This is a genomic window from Chitinophaga sp. YR573, assembly GCF_900110995.1.
In the GTDB taxonomy this organism is placed as follows: domain Bacteria; phylum Bacteroidota; class Bacteroidia; order Chitinophagales; family Chitinophagaceae; genus Chitinophaga.
The window spans coordinates 3978423-3999578 of record NZ_FOJF01000001.1; the positions used below are offsets into that span (position 1 = coordinate 3978423).

Here is a 21156-nt window from a genome sequence, read left to right on the forward strand (position 1 = left end):
TATCGTAACTTTGCCGTTGCATATGAATAAACAGATCCATATTACTGATTTGGGAATCATAGATTACCAGAAGGCCTGGGATTACCAGGAAGTGTTGCTGAAGGAGAATGTGCGGGTGAAGCTGGCGAAGGGAAAGGGTATTTCGGCTACTGCTGATGTCATAACTACTGATATTCCGATTATTACTGAGGAAGAAACCACCAACTACCTGCTTTTCTGTGAGCATCCTCCTGTATATACTTTGGGTAAAAGCGGGCATATAGAAAACCTGCTTATCAATGAACAGCAGATGCAGGAGCAGGGAATCAGCTTTTTCCCTACTAACCGTGGTGGAGATATCACCTATCATGGCCCTGGCCAGGTAGTAGCTTATCCTATTATAGATCTTGAAAACTTCTTTACAGATATAGGAAAATACCTGCGTAACCTGGAAGAGATCGTTATCCGTACTTTAGCTGAGTATGGGATTACCGGTACCCGTTCTGCCGGTGAAACCGGCGTATGGCTGGACCCGGAAGACAAAGCCCGTGCCCGTAAAATTTGTGCCATGGGAGTAAGATGCAGCCGTTGGATAACCATGCATGGGCTGGCCCTGAATGTAAACACTGATCTTCAGTACTTTAACAATATTATTCCCTGTGGAATTGCAGACAAGAAAGTAGCTTCCATGCAGGAAGAACTAGGCAGGGAAGTTTCCCTGGCAGAAGTAAAGGAAAAAATGCAAAGGCACTTTGCAGATGTATTCGGTGCAGAAATGATAAATATTTGATTTTGGGTGCAGGGCGAAGCCCTGCAAGACCCCTTCAATTTTTTGATGGTGCGAAGCACCATCAAAAAAATTACTAGTTCTTATAGTTCAAAGGTATAAACAGGTTCCACTTCTCATAAACCTTATCGCTTTCATAAATCTCAAAGTTGAACCAGCCGGAATGCAGGAAAATAGCCTTTTCTAATATCAGGAAAGGTTCTTTCACCTCTTTGATCTCAAAAAGGAAAGATCCATCCGGTTCAAAGAATTTCACTGTGTATTTCTTATCTGTAGCATCCGGTAGCTTGATATTAATATTACCATCTGCAGTGGTATATACATAGTTGGAAGGATGCCATACTATCTTCTCTACCTTTTTCTCTGCTTCTTTAGTCTCAGCTGCGGTAGGCGTAGCCCCGGCAGCATCCTGTTTGGCAGTCGCCGCCACCATCTGTTCCTTTACATCAGCCAGTTGTAACTTCTGACCAGCATCAATAGTGCTGTCCGGAACAGCCAGCATAATCTTGGTATACAGGTACTTACCTGATTTGAACGTTACCAGTAAACGGTAATAGTTAGAACCAGGTAATGGCTTATTATCTGAATAACTGTTTTTGTAATTGTTAGGATTGTTTACGTAACCTATTGTATAAAAGTATTGTGCACTATCCAGAGAACGTTGCACACCTATCTGGGCCACATCACGGAAACCTGAGATGAAGTCCAGCTGTATCTTACCTGTTTTAATAAGGGCTGAGAACGCCGGGAGGACCGGAGGATTTGTATTCTGTGCCTGAACTGTAAATGATAATGCTGTAATAATTACTACCGCTACAATAAAAAAACGCGTCAACTGCTTCATATAAACTGATTCCTGATCCAAGGTTGTCAAAAATACAACTACATCCAAATATAGTAAACGACTTTTTAAAAGTAGATATATCTGAGAATAAGTTTCTTCTTAACGACTTAACGTTCAGATATATTTCTTATCAAAAGGTTAAAATACCGGGAGTTAGAGATAAATTTCCCTGTAACCCGCCTGTGTGGATGAGTAGTATTTTGCTGCCCGGAGGGAAATGGGACTGACTAAACCCCCAGACCAGTTTACCAGTATACACTACGTCCAGCGGAATTTGTGTTTCCAGGTAGAAGTTGTTGATGAAGCTGATTAGTTCCGGGGCTGTTTTAGCATAACCCCCACTATGATAATCATGTATCAGTTGCCAGTTAGTTCCCCGTGTAAGCAGGGCTACCTGCTCTTTTAAATATTCCGCTCCCTTCAGTACTACATAACCCAATACCTGCTGATGGGGTTTAGCGCTGCTGATAAGCCCAGCCAGGGTAGTGCCTGTGCCGGTAGCACAGAGGATGTGAGTAAAGGAGCTGGTATCTGTCAATGATAAGATTTCCCGGCAGCCCCTTGCTCCGGCTTCATTATTTCCCCCTTCGGGGATGATATAAGCATTGGGGTAGTATTTATTCCAGTCGGTAGTATCTTTCTGCCTGTAGGCTTCCCGGCTGATAAACTCCAGTTGCATACCATCAGCGATGGCTTGTTGCAGCGTATGACTGAGGTTTACAGGTTTTTCTCCGCGGATGATACCTATGGCGGGTAAGCCTGCCAGTTTACAGGCAGCAGCAGTAGCTGCAATATGATTGGAATAAGCCCCGCCAAAAGTGAGGATAGTACGTTTGCCGGCAGCCTCTAAATTATATTTCAGCTTAAACCACTTATTCCCCGAAACTTCCGGATGCAGCAGGTCTAAACGCAACATGGCTGCCTGGATGTTGTCCGGCAGCCATGAAGGTGAAATATCTTGCAGAATAATATTACTGTAATTGAGATTCATCTTAGTTAAACAGGATCGGATTCAAATTTACTTTTTCTCCGTCTTTAAATAAGAATACATCTAACCATTTCAGATCTCCTGTATTAAAGTATACTGTCTTTATCTTATGAAATCCTTTACGTAAGGGAATGAAAGCTGCTTTATCTGTTAATGCATGTGTACCATCATTATCAATCAGCAAACTATCATCAATATATAACACGGCTCCATCATCTGCGTTTACATGAAACTCATATAATCCATCTGTATCTATCTTTACATATCCTTCGAATGTTACGCCGAAGTTTACTTTACCCTGATTGATGAAAGATCTTATTTCTATGTTGGGTACAATACCTGTGCTGTCTGCTTTTGCAGGTATTTGTTTTGTTTGTGTTAAAGAGATTTTGTTACTAACGGAGAAGCGTACACCTTTTATAGTTGGATTAACATTTGCAGCAGGCAGGTAATCCTTATTTACATAAGTAGCACTGTATAACGGACTTTTACGACCAGAAGGAGTTACCACAATACATTGTAACTGCACCGTACTGTTAGCAGGCACCTGCAACGCAATTGGCTGGGAATAACGTTTGCTCTTAAGCCCGGGCTGACTTCCATCAATAGTATAATAAATAGCAGCACCTTTTACCGGCGCTGTTAATTTAACAGTACTTAAACCAGTAGTAATTTTACTTTCCAATCCAACAGGTTCGGGTATACGGAAATTGACATTTTCAATTTCCATTCTTTGTAATTCTGCAGGCATCTTCTTTAAAAATCTATTGATGTTCTTTTTAGCAGCAGGAGACCAGGCCGTTTCTGATAAAGCCATAGCACGCGGCCATGTCATGTAATCCACCATCGCCTGATCGGGAATGAATTCTGTCCAGATATTTGCCTGTACCCCTTTAATATATTGTTGTTCTTCAGCAGTAAGAGAAGCCGGTAAAGGTTCGTAATTATAGACAGTAGATAAAGGCAGATAACCGCCTGCATTCAACGGTTCAGTAGCAGGATGACCCTGATAATAATCAAGGTAGAGGTAAGTGTTAGGGCTCATGATCACATCATGTTTTTCCTTAGCCGCAGCAATACCACCTTCTTCTCCACGCCAGCTCATAACAGTAGCATTAGGGGCAAGACCACCTTCCAGTATCTCATCCCAGCCAATGATACTGCGTCCTTTGCTGTTTACGAATTTCTCAATGCGTTGTATGAAATAACTCTGTAAAGCATGTTCATCTTTCAACCCCAATTTTTGTATCAGTGCCTGTACCTGTGGAGATGCTTTCCACTGGTCTTTAGGACATTCATCACCACCTATATGAATATACTTACTGGGGAAGAGGTCCATTACTTCAGTTAGTACATCTTCTAAAAAAGTAAATACAGAATCATTGGCAGGATTGAGTACATCTGTAGAAATACCCCATGTACCACGCACTGCATATGGTCCGCCGGTAACCCCAAAGCTGGGATAGGCCGCTAATACAGCCTGTGAATGGCCCGGCATTTCTATTTCAGGAATGATAGTGATATTACGTGCAGCTGCATATTTCACAATATCACGTATTTCATTCTGTGTATAATATCCACCATATGGTTTGCCATCATAGCCACTACTGTAGCGATGATGCCCCACTATTGTTTCCTTGCGGACAGAAGCAATTTCCTGTAAGCGCGGATACTTTTTTATTTCTATACGCCATCCCTGATCTTCTGTTAAATGCCAGTGGAAGCGGTTAAACTTATATTGTGCCATTACATCAATAAACTGTTTGATGTAGGAAGCAGGGAAGAAGTGACGGCCCACATCCAGCATCAATCCACGGTAAGCGAAGCGGGGTTCATCTTCTATATGTACACCGGGAACGTGAATGGTCGTATTTTTTTCTACAGGTAATAACTGATGTAATGTTTGTAATCCATAGAATAAACCAGCAGCATCTCCTTTCAGGAAAATGGTACCTGCATTAACTTCCATAACATATGCCTCAGGATTGCCGGTAGTGGATTCTATGAAATTGATAACAGGATGTAATGGTTGTTTAGGTAAAGGGGCATTGCTGATTTCCAGTATTAAGTTGTAGTTACTTTTTAAAAAGGCTTGCAGGAGTTCTGCGGTTGTTTTTCCTGCTTTGCCTTCATAATGAATGATAGCGTGATCGTTTAATACAAAGCTTCCCGGAACAGCCTTTTGCAGCTTTGGTTCCGGAATAATAGTAATATCTCCTGTTTTTAATTGTGCAATTCCATATAAACAAGACAACATAGCTATAGTTGACAACAGTAATTTCCTCATAGATGTTATATTTACTTGGTACGGAGTTTGCAGCTTTGTAGCCCCGGGCTTCATATTAGAGCCTCTTTTAATAAATCATTAAAAGAATCTCTGATAGCAAAAAGAAAGTGTGAAAATACTTTTAATCATTAAATTTAGCTCCTGGAATTTCTCTTTCCAACATAATCACAATTAAAAAAATCTCATAAAGATGCAACCTACTTTATTGATTTTAGCGGCAGGTATGGCTAGCCGTTACGGTAGTTTGAAACAGATACAGCAGTTTGGCCCCAGCGGAGAAACCATTATCGACTACTCAATCTATGACGCGATCAGGGCTGGTTTTGGCAAGATCGTATTTATTATCCGTAAAGATTTCGAAGCAGAATTCCGTGAAATTTTCGAACCCAAGCTGAAAGGCAGGGTAGCAGTTGATTATGTTTACCAGGAGATGGATGCTTACCTGAACGGATATCCGGTACCTGCAGACCGTACTAAACCATGGGGTACCGCTCATGCCGTATTATGTGCGAAAGATGCTATCAATGAGCCTTTTGCGGTGATCAACGGAGACGACTTCTATGGCCGTGATTCTTTTGAAAAGATGGCGGCTTTCTTAAGTAACGCATGTAAACCAGCTACATACAGCGTTGTAGGTTATGAATTAGGTAAAACTATCAGCGAACACGGTTCTGTGTCACGTGGGGTATGTGCGGCAGATGCAGCGGGTAACCTGGCAGCTATCAATGAAAGGACCAAGGTATATAAAGATGGTGATCAGATCGTATATGAAGATGCAGATGGCAGCAAACATCCATTGGATGCCAATACGCCTGTGTCTATGAACTTCTGGGGTTTCCATCCGTCTGTATTTGAATTAAGCCAGCAACTGTTCAAGGATTTCCTGGAGAAAGATGGTGATAAACCTAAGTCTGAATTCTTTATTCCGATCGTTGTAGACCATTTTATAAAGAATAAGCTGGGTGTGGTAAATGTGTTACCTTGTGCAGCACAATGGTTCGGTGTTACCTATAAAGAGGATGCTCCGGGGGTACAAACAAGCCTTTCTGCGCTGGTAGAGAGCGGTGAATATCCTAACAATCTGTGGAAATAAGTTCGGATTATCTATAATAAATGTGGAGAAAATCCATATTTACGCTAAAGAAACGCCCTTATATTTCAATATTTTCAAAAAGCGAACAATTGTTTGCGAATTGACGAAATCTTTTTCATTGTATTGTTTTTTACTTTAACGACCAATACTTTTGTAAAAGCAAAAACGAACACCTCCATGTGGGTAAATAAGAACAACAATAAGATCAGTCAAATCGTACCAGAGCTCAATTGGGCTATTACACTGGTCGTGATCGTCGTTGTCATTATTAGCCACCAAATCGGAGGATAGGGAACTGTGTACAATCACTAACGATAACAATCGCCTTCCTCCACAAAAGGAAGGCGATTTTTTTATGCCTGTAACAATCACGATTTCTAATATCTGAATTATATGTATAGCTATTACAACGAGAACACCATTCTTTACATTGACGGAGAGTTCAAAAAAGCCACTGCGGCCACTACAGACCTGTACGGTCAGTCCCTACATTACGGTTATGCGGTATTTGAAGGCATACGTGCTTACAAAACAGCCAGTGGAGAGGTAAAGATCTTTAAGGCAAAAGAACATTTTGACAGATTCAAACGTTCATGTGAATTGATCCACATCCCTTACAAGTTTGATAATGAGGCGTTAATCGCTGCTTGTTACAAAGTACTGGAGTTGAACAATCTTCAGGAAGCCTACATCCGTCCGCTTGCTTTTTGTCCTCCAAACATGACATTAAAAGCTGCCAGCGAAACGCATGTACTGATCTGTGCCTGGGACTGGGGTGCTTACCTGGGTGAAAAGCTGCTGAATGTAATGACCTCTTCTTACGAGCGTCCGAACCCTAAAGCATTCAAGATAGAATCTAAATCTGCCGGTTTATACGTGAACTCGATCCTGGCTTCGCAGGAAGCTAAGGACAAAGGTTTCGATGAAGCATTGCTGCTGGACATGAACGGTTTTGTAGCTGAAGGTCCTGGTGCAAACATCTTCTTCGAAAAAGATGGTAAGGTTTTCACTCCTCCTCCGGGAAACATCCTGCCTGGTATTACCCGTGCTACAGTGATTGAACTGTGTAAAGAACTGGGTATTCCACTGGAAGAGAAATTGTTCACTATTGAAGAATTGAAGAAGGCTGACGCTGCATTCTATTGTGGTACCGCTGCTGAAGTGATTGGATTTGGAGCATTGGATGGTCAGACATTTGGCAAACCATGGGCAGAGTCGCTGGGCAAAGTATTGCAACAGGCTTATAAAGCCAGAGTACTGGGAAAAGAATTCAAACGTGAAGCAGCTAAAGTAGCCTAAAACTACTGGTGTTCAGTACATAATGTTGCCATATTTTCCGGGTTTTACCCGGAATCGGGGCGGTATTGTATATAATTTAGATAAGAAGATACCCATGGGTGGTCAGGCGACTACCAGTTGTCTGACCACTTTTCCATGGGAATGAAATATTTGGAATTTGGATTTTTGGCATCACGTTATGCAATGCCAGTAAGGATTTGGACGTAAATGTGACAGATTTGAAGACCGGCTAACCAACAATTGTAGGTTTGGAACTTGCCCCATTTCGCCGCTACTTTGCATCCTACTTAATATGACTAACCATATCGGTTAACAGACAGCCGGTATAAGGAAATTTTACAACAGATGGAACTCAACAAGTACAGTAAAACGCTCACCCAGGACCCTACACAACCTGCTGCACAGGCACAGTTGTACGGGATAGGTTTAACTGAAGAAGACCTGAAGAAAGCACAGGTAGGCGTTGCCAGCATGGGCTACGACGGTAATACCTGTAATATGCACCTCAATGACCTGGCTCAACAGGTTAAGAAAGGTGTATGGGCAAATGACCTGGTCGGACTTACATTCCATACTATTGGCGTAAGCGATGGTATGAGCAATGGTACACCCGGTATGCGCTATTCCCTGGTCAGCCGCGATTTGATTGCAGATTCCATCGAAACAGTCTGTGGCGCTCAATATTATGATGCGCTGATCACCGTTCCGGGTTGTGATAAGAACATGCCCGGTTCCCTGATGGCTATGGGCCGCTTAAACCGCCCTTCTATCATGGTATACGGTGGTACAATTGCCCCTGGCAAATACAAAGGACAAGACTTAAACATCATTTCAGCGTTTGAAGCACTGGGTCAGAAAATGGCCGGCAACCTGGATGATGAAGATTATAAAGGTATTATCATGCATTCCTGCCCCGGCGCTGGCGCCTGTGGTGGTATGTATACCGCTAATACCATGTCCTCTGCGATAGAAGCGCTGGGTATGAGCTTACCTTACAGTTCATCCAGCCCTGCTCTCAGCAAGGAAAAACAGAAAGAGTGTGAGGAGGCAGGTAAATATATACGCCTGCTGCTGGAAAGAGACATTAAGCCTTCCGATATCATGACGTACGAAGCATTTGAAAATGCAGCTACCGTGATCATCGCACTGGGTGGTAGTACTAATGCTGTATTGCATTTCATTGCTATCGCAAAGTCTGTAGGATTAAAATTCGGTTTAGAGGATTTTCAGCGTATCAGTGATAAAACACCGCTGATAGCCGATCTGAAACCAAGTGGTAAATACCTGATGGAAGACCTCCACAACATAGGTGGTGTTCCCCTGGTAATGAAATACCTGCTGAAGAAAGGCTTTTTACATGGTCACTGCCTGACAGTAACCGGTAAAACCATCGCAGAAAACCTGGAAAGCGTACCAGACCTGGAATTTGAAACACAGGATATCATCAGGGCACTGGAAAATCCGCTGAAAGAAACCGGTCACATTCAGATGCTGTACGGTAACATCGCTGAACTGGGTTCCGTAGCTAAAATCACCGGTAAGGAAGGAGAACGTTTCAAAGGACCTGCACGTGTGTTTGATGGTGAGTTTGAACTGATCGCAGGTATCACCAGCGGACGTGTGAAATCAGGAGACGTAGTGGTAATCAGGCAGGTAGGTCCTAAGGGAGCACCTGGTATGCCTGAAATGCTAAAACCAACCTCTGCTATCATGGGTGTGGGCTTAGGTAAAAGCGTAGCACTGATTACAGATGGCCGTTTCTCCGGTGGTACACATGGTTTCGTGGTAGGGCATATTACGCCTGAAGCACAGGAAGGTGGTAACATCGCGCTGATACAGGACGACGATATAATAGAAATAGATGCAGTGAGTAATAAGATTAATGTGCACCTGAGCAACGAAGAGCTGGCAGCACGCAGGGCCAAATGGATACAACCTGCACTGAAAGCCACCAAAGGAACCCTATTTAAGTACGCAAAACTTGTAAAAAATGCAACAGAAGGATGTGTTACCGATGAAGACTAAGCCAACTGAGAAGTTCGAGCTGACTGCGGACACACTGAATATCTCAGGCTCCGAAGCCGTGATCCGCTCGCTGATTGCAGAAGGTGTCGAAACTATTTTCGGCTATCCCGGAGGCGCAATTATGCCTATTTACGATGCCCTGTACGATTTCCAGGACAAAGTACATCATATATTGGTCCGCCATGAACAGGGTGCTACACATGCTGCCCAGGGATATGCGCGTACTTCCGGTAAGGTAGGGGTGGTATTCGCCACTTCCGGCCCCGGTGCTACCAACCTGGTAACAGGTTTGGCAGATGCTTATATGGATTCTACCCCTATGGTATGTATTACCGGCCAGGTAGCAGCTGCCCTGTTGGGTACAGATGCTTTCCAGGAAACGGATGTAATAGGTATCACCATGCCTATCACAAAATGGAACATACAGGTAACACGTCCGGAAGATATTCCGGGTGCTATCGCCAAAGCATTCTACATAGCTGCCAGCGGCCGCCCGGGCCCTGTACTGGTAGATATCACCAAGAATGCGCAGGCTGCCAAATTTGACTACGAATACAGCAAATGTGATTATATCCGCAGTTACCGCCCGGTTCCCGAACTGGACCCTGCTGCGGTAGATGCTGCGGCTGCACTCATCAACAGTGCAAAGAAACCGTATATCCTTTGTGGTCATGGAGTACTGATCTCCGGCGCTGAAAAGGAACTGATCGCTTTTGCTGAAAAAGCACAGATCCCTATCGCTTCTACTTTATTAGGACTGTCTGCTGTTCCGGTAGATCATCCTTTATATGTAGGTTACCTGGGGATGCATGGTAACTATGCGCCTAACATCATGACAAATGAATGTGATCTGATCATTGCTGTAGGGATGCGTTTCGACGATCGTATCACCGGTGATGTATCACAGTATATCAAACAGGCGAAAGTAATCCACATTGAAATAGATGCAGCGGAGATCCATAAGATCATCAAAGCAGATGTTCCTGTACATGCAGATGCTAAAACCGCATTGAAAGCATTGACAGCGAAAATAAATGTGGCGAAACATGATGAGTGGTTGCAGGAGTTTAAAGAAGCAGATAAGAAGGAACAGGAAAAGGTTATTCAGCCTGAATTATATCCTACAGGGGATCAGTTGAAGATGGCGGAAGTTATCCGCAGGATCTCTGAAAAAACAGGTGGTCATGCAGTACTGGTAACAGACGTTGGTCAGCACCAGATGATTGCTTCCCGTTACTATCGCTTTAAAGATCCAAATACCAATATCACTTCCGGTGGTATGGGTACAATGGGTTTTGCTTTACCGGCAGCGATGGGAGCCAAGGTAGGTGTACCTGAAAAGGAAGTAGTAGCGATCATCGGAGATGGTTGTTTCCAGATGACTTTACAGGAGCTGGGCACTATTTATCAATCTGAAATAGGTGTGAAAATAGTGATCCTCAACAACAATTTCCTGGGTATGGTGCGTCAGTGGCAACAGTTGTTCCATGATAAGCGTTATTCATCTACAGAGATGATCAATCCTGATTTTGTGCAGATAGCCAAAGGATTTTATATCCCTGGTAAGAAGGTCAGCACCCGTGGAGAAATTGATGCTGCTATTGACGAAATGCTGGCGCACAAAGGTGCGTACCTGCTGGAAGTAGTAGTAGAACAGGAAGGTAATGTATTCCCAATGGTCCCTGCGGGCGCCCCGATAGCTAATATCAGGCTCGATTAAACAAGAACACTATGGAAAAAGAATATACAGTAACGGTATATACGGAAGACAGGATCGGTATCACAAACCGTATCACCGTTATCTTTACACGCCGCCGTATCAACATCACCAGCCTTACTACGGCTGAAACGGAGATACCCGGAGTATACAAATTCATCATCACAGTATTATCCGAAAGGTCTAAGCTGGAAAAGATAGTTGGTCAGATTGAAAGACTGATCGAAATACACCGTGCTTTTGTACATGATGAAGATGAAGTAGTATATCAGGAACTGGCGCTTTATAAGATCTCTACAAAATCATTACAGAACGGGAATATCGAAAAGCTGATTCGTGAGAACCAGGCGAGGATACTCACTATTACGGATGACTATTTCGTGATCGAAAAAACCGGTCATCAGCATGAACTGATTGCATTACAGGAAAAGCTGGCGCCATACGGTTTAATAGAATATTCGAAGAGCGGCAGGGTAGCTATTGTAAAATGGAGCCGTCGTTTCCACGATCATCTGAAAGAGCTGGCCGGACTGCATACTGATAATCTGCCACCGGCTGATTACAGCAGCACATCCACAGTAACAGCTGCACAGGAAAGTATCTGATCAAAAATAATTTAATAACAAAAGCCCGCGGCTAAAGGCTTGCGGCACAAAACAACAAAAAACACTATCAAAACATGGCAACCATCAATTTTGGCGGGGTACTGGAAGACGTAGTAACCAGAGAAGAATTCCCCATGGAAAAGGCTAGAGAAGTGCTGAAGAATGAAGTGATAGCAGTAATTGGTTACGGCGTACAAGGTCCGGGCCAGGCATTGAACCTGAAAGACAATGGCTTTAACGTGATCGTAGGACAGCGTAAAGGATCTAAAACCTGGGATAAAGCTGTTGCTGATGGCTGGGTTCCTGGTCAGACACTGTTTGAAATCGAAGAAGCTGCTAAGAAAGGTACTATCGTTCAGTTCCTGTTGAGCGACGCCGGCCAGATAGCTTTGTGGCCTACTTTAAAGCCACACCTGACTGCAGGTAAAGCCCTGTATTTCTCCCATGGTTTTGGTATTACTTATAAAGAACAAACTGGTATTATACCTCCTGCTGATGTGGATGTAATCCTGGTAGCTCCTAAAGGCTCCGGTACTTCCCTGCGCAGACTGTTCCTGGCTGGTCAGGGTCTGAACTCCAGCTTTGCTATCTTCCAGGATGCAACCGGCCGTGGCCGTGAGCGTGCTATTGCTTTAGGCATTGGCGTTGGTTCCGGTTACCTGTTCGAAACAGACTTCCTGAAAGAAGTTACTTCCGATCTTACCGGCGAACGTGGTACCCTGATGGGTGCTATCCAGGGTATCTTCGCTGCTCAGTACGAAGTACTGCGCAAGAATGGCCACTCTCCTTCAGAAGCATTCAACGAAACTGTTGAAGAACTGACTCAGTCCCTGATGCCACTGGTAGCAGAAAACGGTATGGACTGGATGTATGCTAACTGTTCTACTACTGCACAGCGCGGAGCGCTGGACTGGTGGAAGAAATTCAAAGCAGCCAGCCAACCGGTATTTGAAGAATTATACGAAAGCGTAAAGGCTGGTAAAGAAGCTGCCCGCTCTATCGCTTCAAACAGTACTCCTGACTATCGTGCTAAACTGGACGAAGAACTGAAGGAACTGCGCGAAAGCGAAATGTGGCAGGCAGGTGCGGCTGTAAGAAAGCTGCGTCCAAACGCATAATAAACTCATAACGATAATGATCAATTGCGGATGGAGATCATTCTCCATCTGTAATTGATCATTTTTAATTTAAGTATATGTCCCAGGTAATCACAAGTGTGAATCCTCTCAATATCCTCGATGCAGCAGTGAAGTTAAAGCCGGTGGTTAATCGCACTCCACTTTCCTATAGTGCTACCTTATCCCGCCGGTATAATGCAGATATTTATCTGAAAAGAGAAGATATGCAGATTGTACGCTCGTATAAATTGCGGGGGGCTTATAACATGATCAGCAGTCTGGATAAAGAAGTTCTGGCAAAAGGAGTTACCTGCGCCAGTGCCGGTAACCATGCTCAGGGCTTTGCCTACGCATGCCGGCAGATGGGTATACATGGAGTAGTATTTATGCCTATCGTTACTCCCAGGCAGAAAGTGACACAGGTGACCATGTTTGGTGGGGATAATATTCAGATCAAACTGGTAGGAGATACTTTTGATGACTGTTCAGCAGAAGCCCAGGCATTTACCAAATTGAATGGCATGACTTTCATCCCTCCTTTTGATGATGCAAAAATCATTGAAGGTCAGGGGACTGTTGCTGTAGAGATACTGGAAGATCAGGCACACATAGATTATTTATTTGTTCCCGTAGGTGGTGGTGGCCTTGCCGCCGGTGTAGGTACTTACTTTAAAACATATAGTCCCAAAACAAAAATTATTGGTGTAGAGCCGGAAGGTGCGCCTTCTATGCTGCGTGCACTTGAAAATGGCGGGCCTGTTACGCTGACCGAAATAGAAAGGTTTGTAGATGGCGCCGCTGTAAAAAGAGTAGGTAACCTTACCTATGAAATTTGTAAAGATGTATTGAGTAAGATGCACCTGGTACCGGAAGGAAGGGTGTGTTCCACTATATTAAAACTCTACAACGAAGACGCTATCGTGGTAGAACCTGCAGGCGCTTTGTCTATGGCTGCACTGGAAGATTTCGCCAAAGAGATCGAAGGCAAGACTGTTGTATGTGTACTCAGCGGCAGTAACAATGATATCGACCGTATGCAGGAAATCAAAGAACGGTCATTGCTGTACGAAGGACTGAAGCATTATTTTATTATCCGTTTCATACAGCGTCCCGGTGCGCTGAGAGAGTTTGTGAATGATGTATTAGGGCCTACGGATGACATTACACGATTTGAATTTATACAGAAGCATAATAAGGAGATGGGGCCTGCGCTGATAGGCGTGGAGCTGAAGAACAAGGAGGATTATGATATCCTGATTGCCAACTTTAATAAATACAATATCCACTATACAGAACTGAATAAAGATGATGATCTGTTCGGATATCTTGTATAACTTCTTTAAACCGGCTTCTGAAAAGAGCCGGTTTTTTTTGGGGTAGCGACTCAATTTGATTTTGGGTGCAGGGCGAAGCCCTGCAAAACCCTTCCGATTTTTTTGTAATGGTGCGAAGCACCATCACAAAAAAATTACTCTCTTAATCACTACCTTTTTTTATATCATCGTGTTATAAAAAAGTAAATACTTTAACTTCATTACAGCATATTACGAGAAACCGTTACATTGAATAAAATATTGAATATGAGTAATTTTATGGAGGCAGCTGTGCTACCGGCTTTTGGGGCGGCAACAGTCTTCAGGATAGAAAAAGTGCCCGTGCCTTTACCGGCAGCGGGGCAGGTACTGGTGAAAGTAAGGGCCGCAGGATTAAATCCCGTGGATTATAAAACCCGCATGGGAAAAGGCGTAGCCGCAGCAGATATCACCTTACCGGCCATACTGGGCTGGGATATTGCAGGAGAAGTAGTGAGCCTGGGCGATGGTGTAAGTAAATTCGAGAGGGGCGATCGTATCTTCGGCCTCAGTAACTTTCCGAAACTGGGCAATGCCTATGCACAATATACCGTAGTAGACGAAAATGAGTTTACCATCATTCCTAAAAATATCACGAATACAGAAGCTGGTGCCACGCCACTGGCAGCATTAACTGCCTGGGAAGCCTTGTTTGACCAGGCGGAGCTTGTAGCCGGGCAAAGAGTACTGGTGCATGCCGCTTCCGGCGGAGTAGGGCATTTTGCTGTGCAGCTGGCTAAATGTAAAGGTTGTTTTGTAGCAGGTACGGCTTCTGCCAAGAACCACGAATTTTTGCAATCGCTGGGTGTGGACGTAGCAATTGACTATCATACACAAGCTTTTGAAAAGGCTGTAGAACCGGTAGATGTAGTGATAGATGGAATGGGAGGAGAGATTACCTTACGCTCGCTGGATATATTGAAACCGGGAGGGATACTGGTATCTCTGCCAAGTATGTATAAAGATAATCCCGCTGTAATTGCCAAAGCCCGTGAAAAAAATGTAAGGGTAAAGTGGATGATTGTAAAACCAGATGGCGACCGTATGGAAAAGATTGCCACTTTACTGTCTGCCGGGCAGATCAAAGTAAAAATAGACAGCACCTTTCCTTTAAAAGAGATCATCAAAGCCCACCAACTGCTGGAATCTAATCACGTCACCGGAAAAGTAGTGTTAACTGTATAACCATGCTCAGTTTCTGGGAAAAACAAAGTCTTTTACAATATGATTATATCGTTGCCGGCAGCGGCATAGTAGGATTGTCTGCGGCTATCAGTCTGAAAGAACTGGCGCCTCATGCCCGTGTCCTTGTACTGGAAAGGGAGATCTTACCCACAGGTGCCAGCACTAAAAACGCCGGCTTTGCCTGTATTGGCAGCCTCACCGAACTACTGGCTGATTTGAAAACCATGCCGGCGGCAGAAGTGGTAGGTTTATTACAAATGCGTCGTAAAGGATTGCAATTATTAAGGCAACGTATAGGCGATGCCAATATGGACTACCGGGAACAGGGCAGTTATGAACTGATTAGCGACGCAGAAGAACCTGCGTTGCAACAGTTACAGCGGATGAATAACCTGCTGTTGCCTGTATTGGAAGGGGATGCCTTTACGATCGTAGAGAACAACTTTGGTTTTAACACCAGCTTTGTAAAGGCGCTGGTGCAGAATAATTATGAAGGAGAACTGCATACCGGTAAAATGATGCGCTGCCTGATTGATATCGCTATCAGTAAAGGGGTAGAGATAAAAACCGGTTGTACCATCACCCATATGGAAGACACAGGAACAGGGGTGGATGTAATGGTGAAGGATATCACTTTTAGTTGCAGGGGCCTGGCCATCTGTACCAATGCATTTACCCGGCAACTGCTACCAGAGCTGGATGTACAACCCGGCAGGGGACAGGTACTGATCACTGATGTAATCCCGGATCTGCCTTTCCGCGGGGTATTCCACATGGAAGAAGGCTATTATTATTTCCGTGAGCTGGAAGGCCGGGTATTATTCGGCGGAGGACGTAACCTCGATTTTGCCGGGGAAACCACCACATCATTCGACCTTAACCAGGAAATACAGCAGGAATTAGAGAAACGGCTGAGGGAAATTATATTACCTGGTCATTCTTTTACTATTACAGACCGTTGGACCGGAATTATGGCTTTTGGGGCGAACAGGAAACCACTGATTCAGAAATATTCCCCTAATATTGCGCTCGGAGTGCGTATGGGCGGTATGGGTGTCGCTATCGGCTCTACAGTGGGGGAACAACTGGCTAATTTAATACTACAATAAGATGAAAAGTAATTAGCTATTCCCCGAACTATGTTATAATTTTAAATGTAAATTTTACATTTATAAAAAATGTTGCTATATTGATTGCTTATTAATTCTTTTTCACCACGTTGATTTTATGCAAAAGAGCTTACAATTCCTCGATTATGTTGTTTTTTTGGTGTATTTCGTGATAGTAGCCGGTTATGGTTTCTATATCTACCAGAAAAAAAAACGAAGCACAACCGATTCCAAAGACTTTTTCTTAGCGGAAGGTTCCCTTACCTGGTGGGCTATTGGAGCCTCACTGATTGCCTCTAATATTTCAGCGGAGCAATTCATTGGTATGTCTGGTTCCGGTTTCGCCATCGGTTTGGCCATTTCTACCTATGAATGGATGGCAGCAGCTACTTTGATAGTAGTAGCGGTGTTCTTTCTTCCCATCTATCTCAAGAACAAGATTTATACTATGCCGCAGTTCCTGCTGACGCGGTATAATAAAACAGTAAGTACAATCATGGCGGTGTTCTGGCTGTTATTGTATGTAATAGTGAACCTGACCTCTATCCTTTATCTTGGAGCACTGGCTATCAACACTATTTCCGGCATTAATTTCTATCTCTGTATGAGTTTACTGGCCATATTTGCCGTATTCATTACACTGGGAGGGATGAAAGTGATCGGTTATACGGATGTAATCCAGGTATTCTTCCTGATCCTGGGTGGTTTGGCTACTACTTACCTGGCATTGACCCTGGTTTCCGAACACTTTGGTGAAACCGGAGTTATTAAAGGCTTCCACTTGTTAACGCAGCACGCCAATGATCATTTCCATATGATTTTAAAGAAGGATGATCCACATTATCTGGATTTGCCGGGGTTAACGATCCTGGTAGGTGGTATGTGGATTGTGAACCTGAACTATTGGGGATGTAACCAGTATATCACACAACGCGCACTGGGAGCGGATCTTAAAACTGCACGCAGTGGTTTGCTGTTTGCCGGTTTCCTGAAACTCCTCATGCCTGTGATTGTGGTATTACCTGGTATTGCAGCTTATGTACTGCATCAACAGGGAATGTTCCAGACCGAAATGCTCAAAGAAGGAGTAGTAAACCAGGATAATGCTTATCCGGTGTTAATGAATCTGTTGCCTATAGGTATGAAAGGGCTGGCTTTTGCTGCATTAACTGCTGCAATCGTAGCTTCTCTGGCTGGTAAGGCAAACAGTATCTCTACCATCTTCTCACTGGATATCTATAAGGAGATCTTTAATAGAAAAGCCAATGAAAAGGAAATTGTAAACGTGGGCCGCTGGGTGGTTGTTATCGCTATGATACTGGCCATCGTGATCTCTCCTTTCCTGGGTATAGAAAAAGGTGGATTCAAGTTTATTCAGGAATATACCGGTTTCGTTTCTCCTGGTATTTTCGCCATGTTTGTACTGGGCTTCTTCTGGAAAAGGGCTACTCCATCTGCAGCATTGTTTGCGATGATTGGAGGGGTTATTCTTTCCTTCGTACTGAAGTTCCTGCCAGACGCAATGGATCTTTCCTGCCTGAGCGGTATCGGATTTTCAGCGCCTAATGCTGCAGGTGTATTTGAAATACCATTCCTCGACCGTATGGGTATTGTATTTATCTTCTGTGTGATAGGTATGATATTGATTTCACTGATATCCCCTAAACGTGTTGTGGCTGAAGGTGGACCTAAAGGACTGGAAGTTGATTCTTCTATGTTCAGAACATCTACTTCTTTCACCGTAATCGCTATTCTTATCTGCGGTATCCTCATCGCATTGTACGCAGCATACTGGTAGAATATAAACGGATTAATATATTAGTCATAAACAGGAAACTTCGTAAGGAGTTTCCTGTTTATAGATTTAACTAATCATGTGAGGCTTTGTAATATGAAATATACGATTGGATATGATATAGGCTCTTCCTCTGTGAAGGCAGCTTTGATAGATATTGAGACAGGCAAATGCCTGGCAACAGCGGTAAGTCCTGCCCAGGAAATGCCTATGCAGGCACCAAGGGCCGGATGGGCAGAACAGGACCCCGAATTGTGGTGGAAAGAAGTGCAGAACGCTACGCATATGCTAAAGCAGCAGCATGCTTTTGATGCAACGCTGGTGGCGGGTATAGGCATTGCCTACCAGATGCACGGACTGGTATGTGTGGATAAAGACCAGCAGGTGCTGCGCCCTTCTATCATCTGGTGTGATAGTCGTGCTGTAGAAATAGGTAACGAAGCATTCGATAGCCTGGGCCATAACTGGAGCCTGCAGTATTTACTGAACTCTCCCGGTAACTTTACCGCTTCAAAGCTGCGCTGGGTGCAGCAATACGAACCACAGATTTATGCACGCATTCATAAAGTAATGCTGTCTGGCGATTTTATCGCTATGCGCCTGACTGGTGATGCGGTTACTACCATTTCCGGTTTATCGGAAGGTATTTTCTGGGATTTCACCAGCAGAGAACCTTCACAGGTATTACTCAAACATTACGATATCAATCAGAGTTTGTTATCTGATATTGTTCCCACCTTTGGTGTACAGGGAAAAGTAACAGCGGCGGCGGCGTCTTTATTAGGACTGGCTGCTGGTACACCAGTTACTTACCGTGCAGGCGATCAGCCAAACAATGCGTTTTCTCTGAACGTACTGAAACCAGGAGAAGCAGCAACAACAGCCGGTACATCCGGTGTGGTGTATGCCGTGCATGACAGGATCGCTTTTGATAATGAAAGCAGGGTAAACACTTTTGTACACGTGAATGATACAAAGGAAGCTCCACGTAATGGAGTGCTGATGTGTCTGAACGGTACAGGTATTCTCAATAGCTGGCTGCGGCAGATGACCGGCAACATGAGTTATGATGAGATGAATGTATTAGCCGGAAAAGCACCCGCGGGTTCCCGCGGACTAAAGATTTATCCTTTCGGAAATGGTGCGGAGCGTATCCTTGCGAATAAGGATACCGGTGCTGTATTTAATAACCTGAACTTTAATATCCACAGTCGTGAGCACCTGCTGCGTGCAGGCCAGGAAGGTATTGTATTCGCCCTTAAATACGGGATGGATATTATGTCAGACATGGGATTGCAGATTCATCGCGTAAGGGCGGGAAAAACAAATATGTTCCTGAGCCCACTCTTCCGGGAGGTGTTTGCCAATACTGCGAATGTGGTCATCGAATTATATAATACAGACGGCGCTCAGGGAGCTGCCCGTGCTGCCGGTATAGGAGCCGGATGTTATAAAGAGGAAGATGCATTCAAAGGCATGGAATGCCTGGCTACTGTAGAACCGGATGCCAAACTGCAAAAGGAATATGGAGAGATATATCAGCAATGGCTGGAAGGACTGACACACATTATATAATAGCTGACACACAGCTACACACATACACACGTTAGAATCAAAAAAACGAATTACAATGAGCATTACTTTAGGCAATCAGGAGTACTTCAAAGGCATTGGTAAGATCGCTTATGAAGGACCTCAGTCAGACAATCCATTTGCATACAAATGGTATGATGAGAACAGAAAAATCGGTGGCAAAACGATGAAGGAATTGTTCCGTTTTGCGGTGTCTTACTGGCACACGTTCTGCGGAACCGGTGGAGATCCTTTTGGTCCGGGTACCAAGGCTTTCCCATGGCTGGCAGCTCCTGATGCAGTACAAAGTGCAAAGGACAAAATGGATGCTGCTTTTGAGTTTATCACTAAACTGGGCGTACCTTATTACTGTTTTCATGATATAGACCTTGTAGATGAAGGTGCTACTATCAAGGAGTATGAAAGCCGTATGCAGCAGGTAGTTGATTATGCAAAAGAAAAACAGAAAGCCAGTGGTGTAAAACTGCTGTGGGGAACTGCGAATGTATTCAGCAATCCGCGTTACATGAACGGTGCTTCTACCAATCCTGATTTTTCCGTATTGGCTTATGCAGGTACACAGGTGAAAAATTCACTGGATGCCACCATCGCATTAGGTGGTGAGAACTATGTATTCTGGGGCGGTCGTGAAGGATATATGACGCTGCTGAACACCAACATGAAACGTGAGCAGGAACACCTGGCACGCTTCCTGACCGTAGCGCGTGATTATGCCCGCAAACAGGGCTTTAAAGGCACGTTCTTCATTGAGCCTAAGCCTTGTGAGCCTACCAAACACCAGTACGATTATGACAGCGCTACCGTAATAGGTTTCCTGCGTCATTTTGGCCTGGATAAAGATTTCAAACTGAACATTGAAGTGAACCACGCAACATTGGCCGGTCATACCTTCCAGCACGAGCTGCAGGTAGCTGCCGACAATGGTTTCCTGGGTAGCATTGATGCGAACCGTGGTGACCAGCAGAATGGCTGGGATACCGATCAGTTTCCGATGAACCTGAACGATATGGTAGAAGCGATGCTGGTGATCCTGGAAGCAGGTGGATTCAGCGGTGGTGGTGTAAACTTCGATGCGAAGACGCGCCGTAATTCTACTGACCTGGAAGATATCTTCCACGCACATATCGGTGGTATTGATTCCTTCGCACGTTCAGCGATCATCGCAGAGAAAATGCTGAATGAATCTCCTTACAAAAAATTCCGTACAGAACGTTACGCTTCATTCGACAGCGGTAAGGGTAAGGAATTTGAAGAGGGTAAACTGACACTGGAAGACCTGCGCAATTTTGCTATTGCTAATGGGGAGCCTAAGCAGATCAGCGGTAAGCAGGAGTGGCTGGAGAATATGATCAATCAGTATATTTAAGATTTGGGTGCAGG

The 21156-nt window shown here is 44.2% G+C and carries 16 protein-coding genes; 13 read left to right on the top strand and 3 right to left on the bottom strand.

Features of this window, described 5'->3' with window-relative positions:
* Nucleotides 1-22 precede the first annotated feature (22 nt).
* Nucleotides 23-769: a lipoyl(octanoyl) transferase LipB gene (gene lipB, locus BMW86_RS16770; RefSeq protein ID WP_089782876.1), complete on the top strand. Its 747-nt coding sequence runs from the start codon at nucleotides 23-25 to the stop codon at nucleotides 767-769.
* 73 nt (nucleotides 770-842) lie between these two features.
* Here the strand turns inward: lipB and BMW86_RS16775 are convergent, their stop codons facing one another.
* The 3 genes from BMW86_RS16775 to BMW86_RS16785 all read right to left on the bottom strand — a co-directional run bounded on the left by BMW86_RS16775 (nucleotide 843) and on the right by BMW86_RS16785 (nucleotide 4885).
* The gene (locus tag BMW86_RS16775) at nucleotides 843-1610 is read right to left on the bottom strand and encodes a hypothetical protein (protein WP_089782877.1); all 768 of its coding nucleotides are present in this window, start codon (nucleotides 1608-1610) and stop codon (nucleotides 843-845) included.
* Nucleotides 1611-1740: 130 nt separating this feature from the next.
* Nucleotides 1741-2601, bottom strand: coding sequence for a 1-aminocyclopropane-1-carboxylate deaminase/D-cysteine desulfhydrase (locus BMW86_RS16780; protein ID WP_089782878.1), 861 nt, complete (start codon nucleotides 2599-2601; stop codon nucleotides 1741-1743).
* Nucleotide 2602: 1 nt separating this feature from the next.
* Nucleotides 2603-4885: a family 20 glycosylhydrolase gene (locus BMW86_RS16785; RefSeq protein WP_218149156.1), complete on the bottom strand. Its 2283-nt coding sequence runs from the start codon at nucleotides 4883-4885 to the stop codon at nucleotides 2603-2605.
* A 190-nt stretch (nucleotides 4886-5075) separates the two neighbouring features.
* On the opposite strand from BMW86_RS16785, the gene BMW86_RS16790 reads away from it, so the two are divergent.
* The 12 genes from BMW86_RS16790 (at nucleotide 5076) to xylA (ending at nucleotide 21142) form a co-directional block, all read left to right on the top strand.
* A complete protein-coding gene (locus BMW86_RS16790; RefSeq protein WP_089782880.1) occupies nucleotides 5076-5978 on the top strand; it encodes a sugar phosphate nucleotidyltransferase in 903 nt (300 codons plus the stop codon).
* Between the two features lie 393 nt (nucleotides 5979-6371).
* Entirely contained in the window at nucleotides 6372-7277 is a 906-nt protein-coding gene (locus BMW86_RS16795; RefSeq protein ID WP_089782881.1) for a branched-chain amino acid transaminase, read from the top strand.
* 345 nt (nucleotides 7278-7622) lie between these two features.
* A complete protein-coding gene (gene ilvD / locus BMW86_RS16800) occupies nucleotides 7623-9302 on the top strand; it encodes a dihydroxy-acid dehydratase (protein ID WP_089782882.1) in 1680 nt (559 codons plus the stop codon).
* Entirely contained in the window at nucleotides 9268-11022 is a 1755-nt protein-coding gene (gene ilvB / locus BMW86_RS16805; protein ID WP_089782883.1) for a biosynthetic-type acetolactate synthase large subunit, read from the top strand. The genes ilvD and ilvB overlap by 35 nt, the downstream gene beginning before the upstream one ends.
* Before the next feature lie 11 nt (nucleotides 11023-11033).
* On the top strand, nucleotides 11034-11624 hold the full coding sequence (gene ilvN / locus BMW86_RS16810; protein WP_089782884.1) for an acetolactate synthase small subunit: 591 nt from the start codon (nucleotides 11034-11036) through the stop codon (nucleotides 11622-11624).
* Between the two features lie 74 nt (nucleotides 11625-11698).
* Complete coding sequence (gene ilvC, locus BMW86_RS16815) at nucleotides 11699-12742, top strand: ketol-acid reductoisomerase (RefSeq protein ID WP_089782885.1); 1044 nt, start codon at nucleotides 11699-11701, stop codon at nucleotides 12740-12742.
* Nucleotides 12743-12819: 77 nt separating this feature from the next.
* Nucleotides 12820-14076: a threonine ammonia-lyase IlvA gene (ilvA, locus tag BMW86_RS16820; RefSeq protein WP_089782886.1), complete on the top strand. Its 1257-nt coding sequence runs from the start codon at nucleotides 12820-12822 to the stop codon at nucleotides 14074-14076.
* 246 nt (nucleotides 14077-14322) lie between these two features.
* Nucleotides 14323-15279: an NADP-dependent oxidoreductase gene (locus BMW86_RS16825; RefSeq protein ID WP_089782887.1), complete on the top strand. Its 957-nt coding sequence runs from the start codon at nucleotides 14323-14325 to the stop codon at nucleotides 15277-15279.
* A 2-nt stretch (nucleotides 15280-15281) separates the two neighbouring features.
* Nucleotides 15282-16388, top strand: coding sequence for an NAD(P)/FAD-dependent oxidoreductase (locus BMW86_RS16830; protein WP_089782888.1), 1107 nt, complete (start codon nucleotides 15282-15284; stop codon nucleotides 16386-16388).
* Nucleotides 16389-16506: 118 nt separating this feature from the next.
* Nucleotides 16507-18186, top strand: a complete 1680-nt coding sequence (locus BMW86_RS16835; protein ID WP_089782889.1) for a sodium/sugar symporter — start codon at nucleotides 16507-16509, stop codon at nucleotides 18184-18186.
* A gap of 93 nt (nucleotides 18187-18279) precedes the next feature.
* Nucleotides 18280-19758: a xylulokinase gene (locus tag BMW86_RS16840; protein WP_089782890.1), complete on the top strand. Its 1479-nt coding sequence runs from the start codon at nucleotides 18280-18282 to the stop codon at nucleotides 19756-19758.
* 55 nt (nucleotides 19759-19813) lie between these two features.
* Nucleotides 19814-21142 carry a xylose isomerase gene (gene xylA, locus BMW86_RS16845; RefSeq protein ID WP_089782891.1) on the top strand — a complete coding sequence of 443 codons (1329 nt, stop codon included), beginning with the start codon at nucleotides 19814-19816 and terminating at the stop codon, nucleotides 21140-21142.
* Nucleotides 21143-21156: the final 14 nt, after the last annotated feature.

Bases quoted from the DNA above. Each gene is read 5' to 3' on its own strand.
- lipB (WP_089782876.1), top strand. From the start codon at position 23: ATGAATAAACAGATCCATATTACTGATTTGGGAATCATAGATTACCAG.
- BMW86_RS16775 (WP_089782877.1), bottom strand. From the start codon at position 1,610: ATGAAGCAGTTGACGCGTTTTTTTATTGTAGCGGTAGTAATTATTACA.
- BMW86_RS16780 (WP_089782878.1), bottom strand. From the start codon at position 2,601: ATGAATCTCAATTACAGTAATATTATTCTGCAAGATATTTCACCTTCA.
- BMW86_RS16785 (WP_218149156.1), bottom strand. From the start codon at position 4,885: ATGAGGAAATTACTGTTGTCAACTATAGCTATGTTGTCTTGTTTATAT.
- BMW86_RS16790 (WP_089782880.1), top strand. From the start codon at position 5,076: ATGCAACCTACTTTATTGATTTTAGCGGCAGGTATGGCTAGCCGTTAC.
- BMW86_RS16795 (WP_089782881.1), top strand. From the start codon at position 6,372: ATGTATAGCTATTACAACGAGAACACCATTCTTTACATTGACGGAGAG.
- ilvD (WP_089782882.1), top strand. From the start codon at position 7,623: ATGGAACTCAACAAGTACAGTAAAACGCTCACCCAGGACCCTACACAA.
- ilvB (WP_089782883.1), top strand. From the start codon at position 9,268: ATGCAACAGAAGGATGTGTTACCGATGAAGACTAAGCCAACTGAGAAG.
- ilvN (WP_089782884.1), top strand. From the start codon at position 11,034: ATGGAAAAAGAATATACAGTAACGGTATATACGGAAGACAGGATCGGT.
- ilvC (WP_089782885.1), top strand. From the start codon at position 11,699: ATGGCAACCATCAATTTTGGCGGGGTACTGGAAGACGTAGTAACCAGA.
- ilvA (WP_089782886.1), top strand. From the start codon at position 12,820: ATGTCCCAGGTAATCACAAGTGTGAATCCTCTCAATATCCTCGATGCA.
- BMW86_RS16825 (WP_089782887.1), top strand. From the start codon at position 14,323: ATGAGTAATTTTATGGAGGCAGCTGTGCTACCGGCTTTTGGGGCGGCA.
- BMW86_RS16830 (WP_089782888.1), top strand. From the start codon at position 15,282: ATGCTCAGTTTCTGGGAAAAACAAAGTCTTTTACAATATGATTATATC.
- BMW86_RS16835 (WP_089782889.1), top strand. From the start codon at position 16,507: ATGCAAAAGAGCTTACAATTCCTCGATTATGTTGTTTTTTTGGTGTAT.
- BMW86_RS16840 (WP_089782890.1), top strand. From the start codon at position 18,280: ATGAAATATACGATTGGATATGATATAGGCTCTTCCTCTGTGAAGGCA.
- xylA (WP_089782891.1), top strand. From the start codon at position 19,814: ATGAGCATTACTTTAGGCAATCAGGAGTACTTCAAAGGCATTGGTAAG.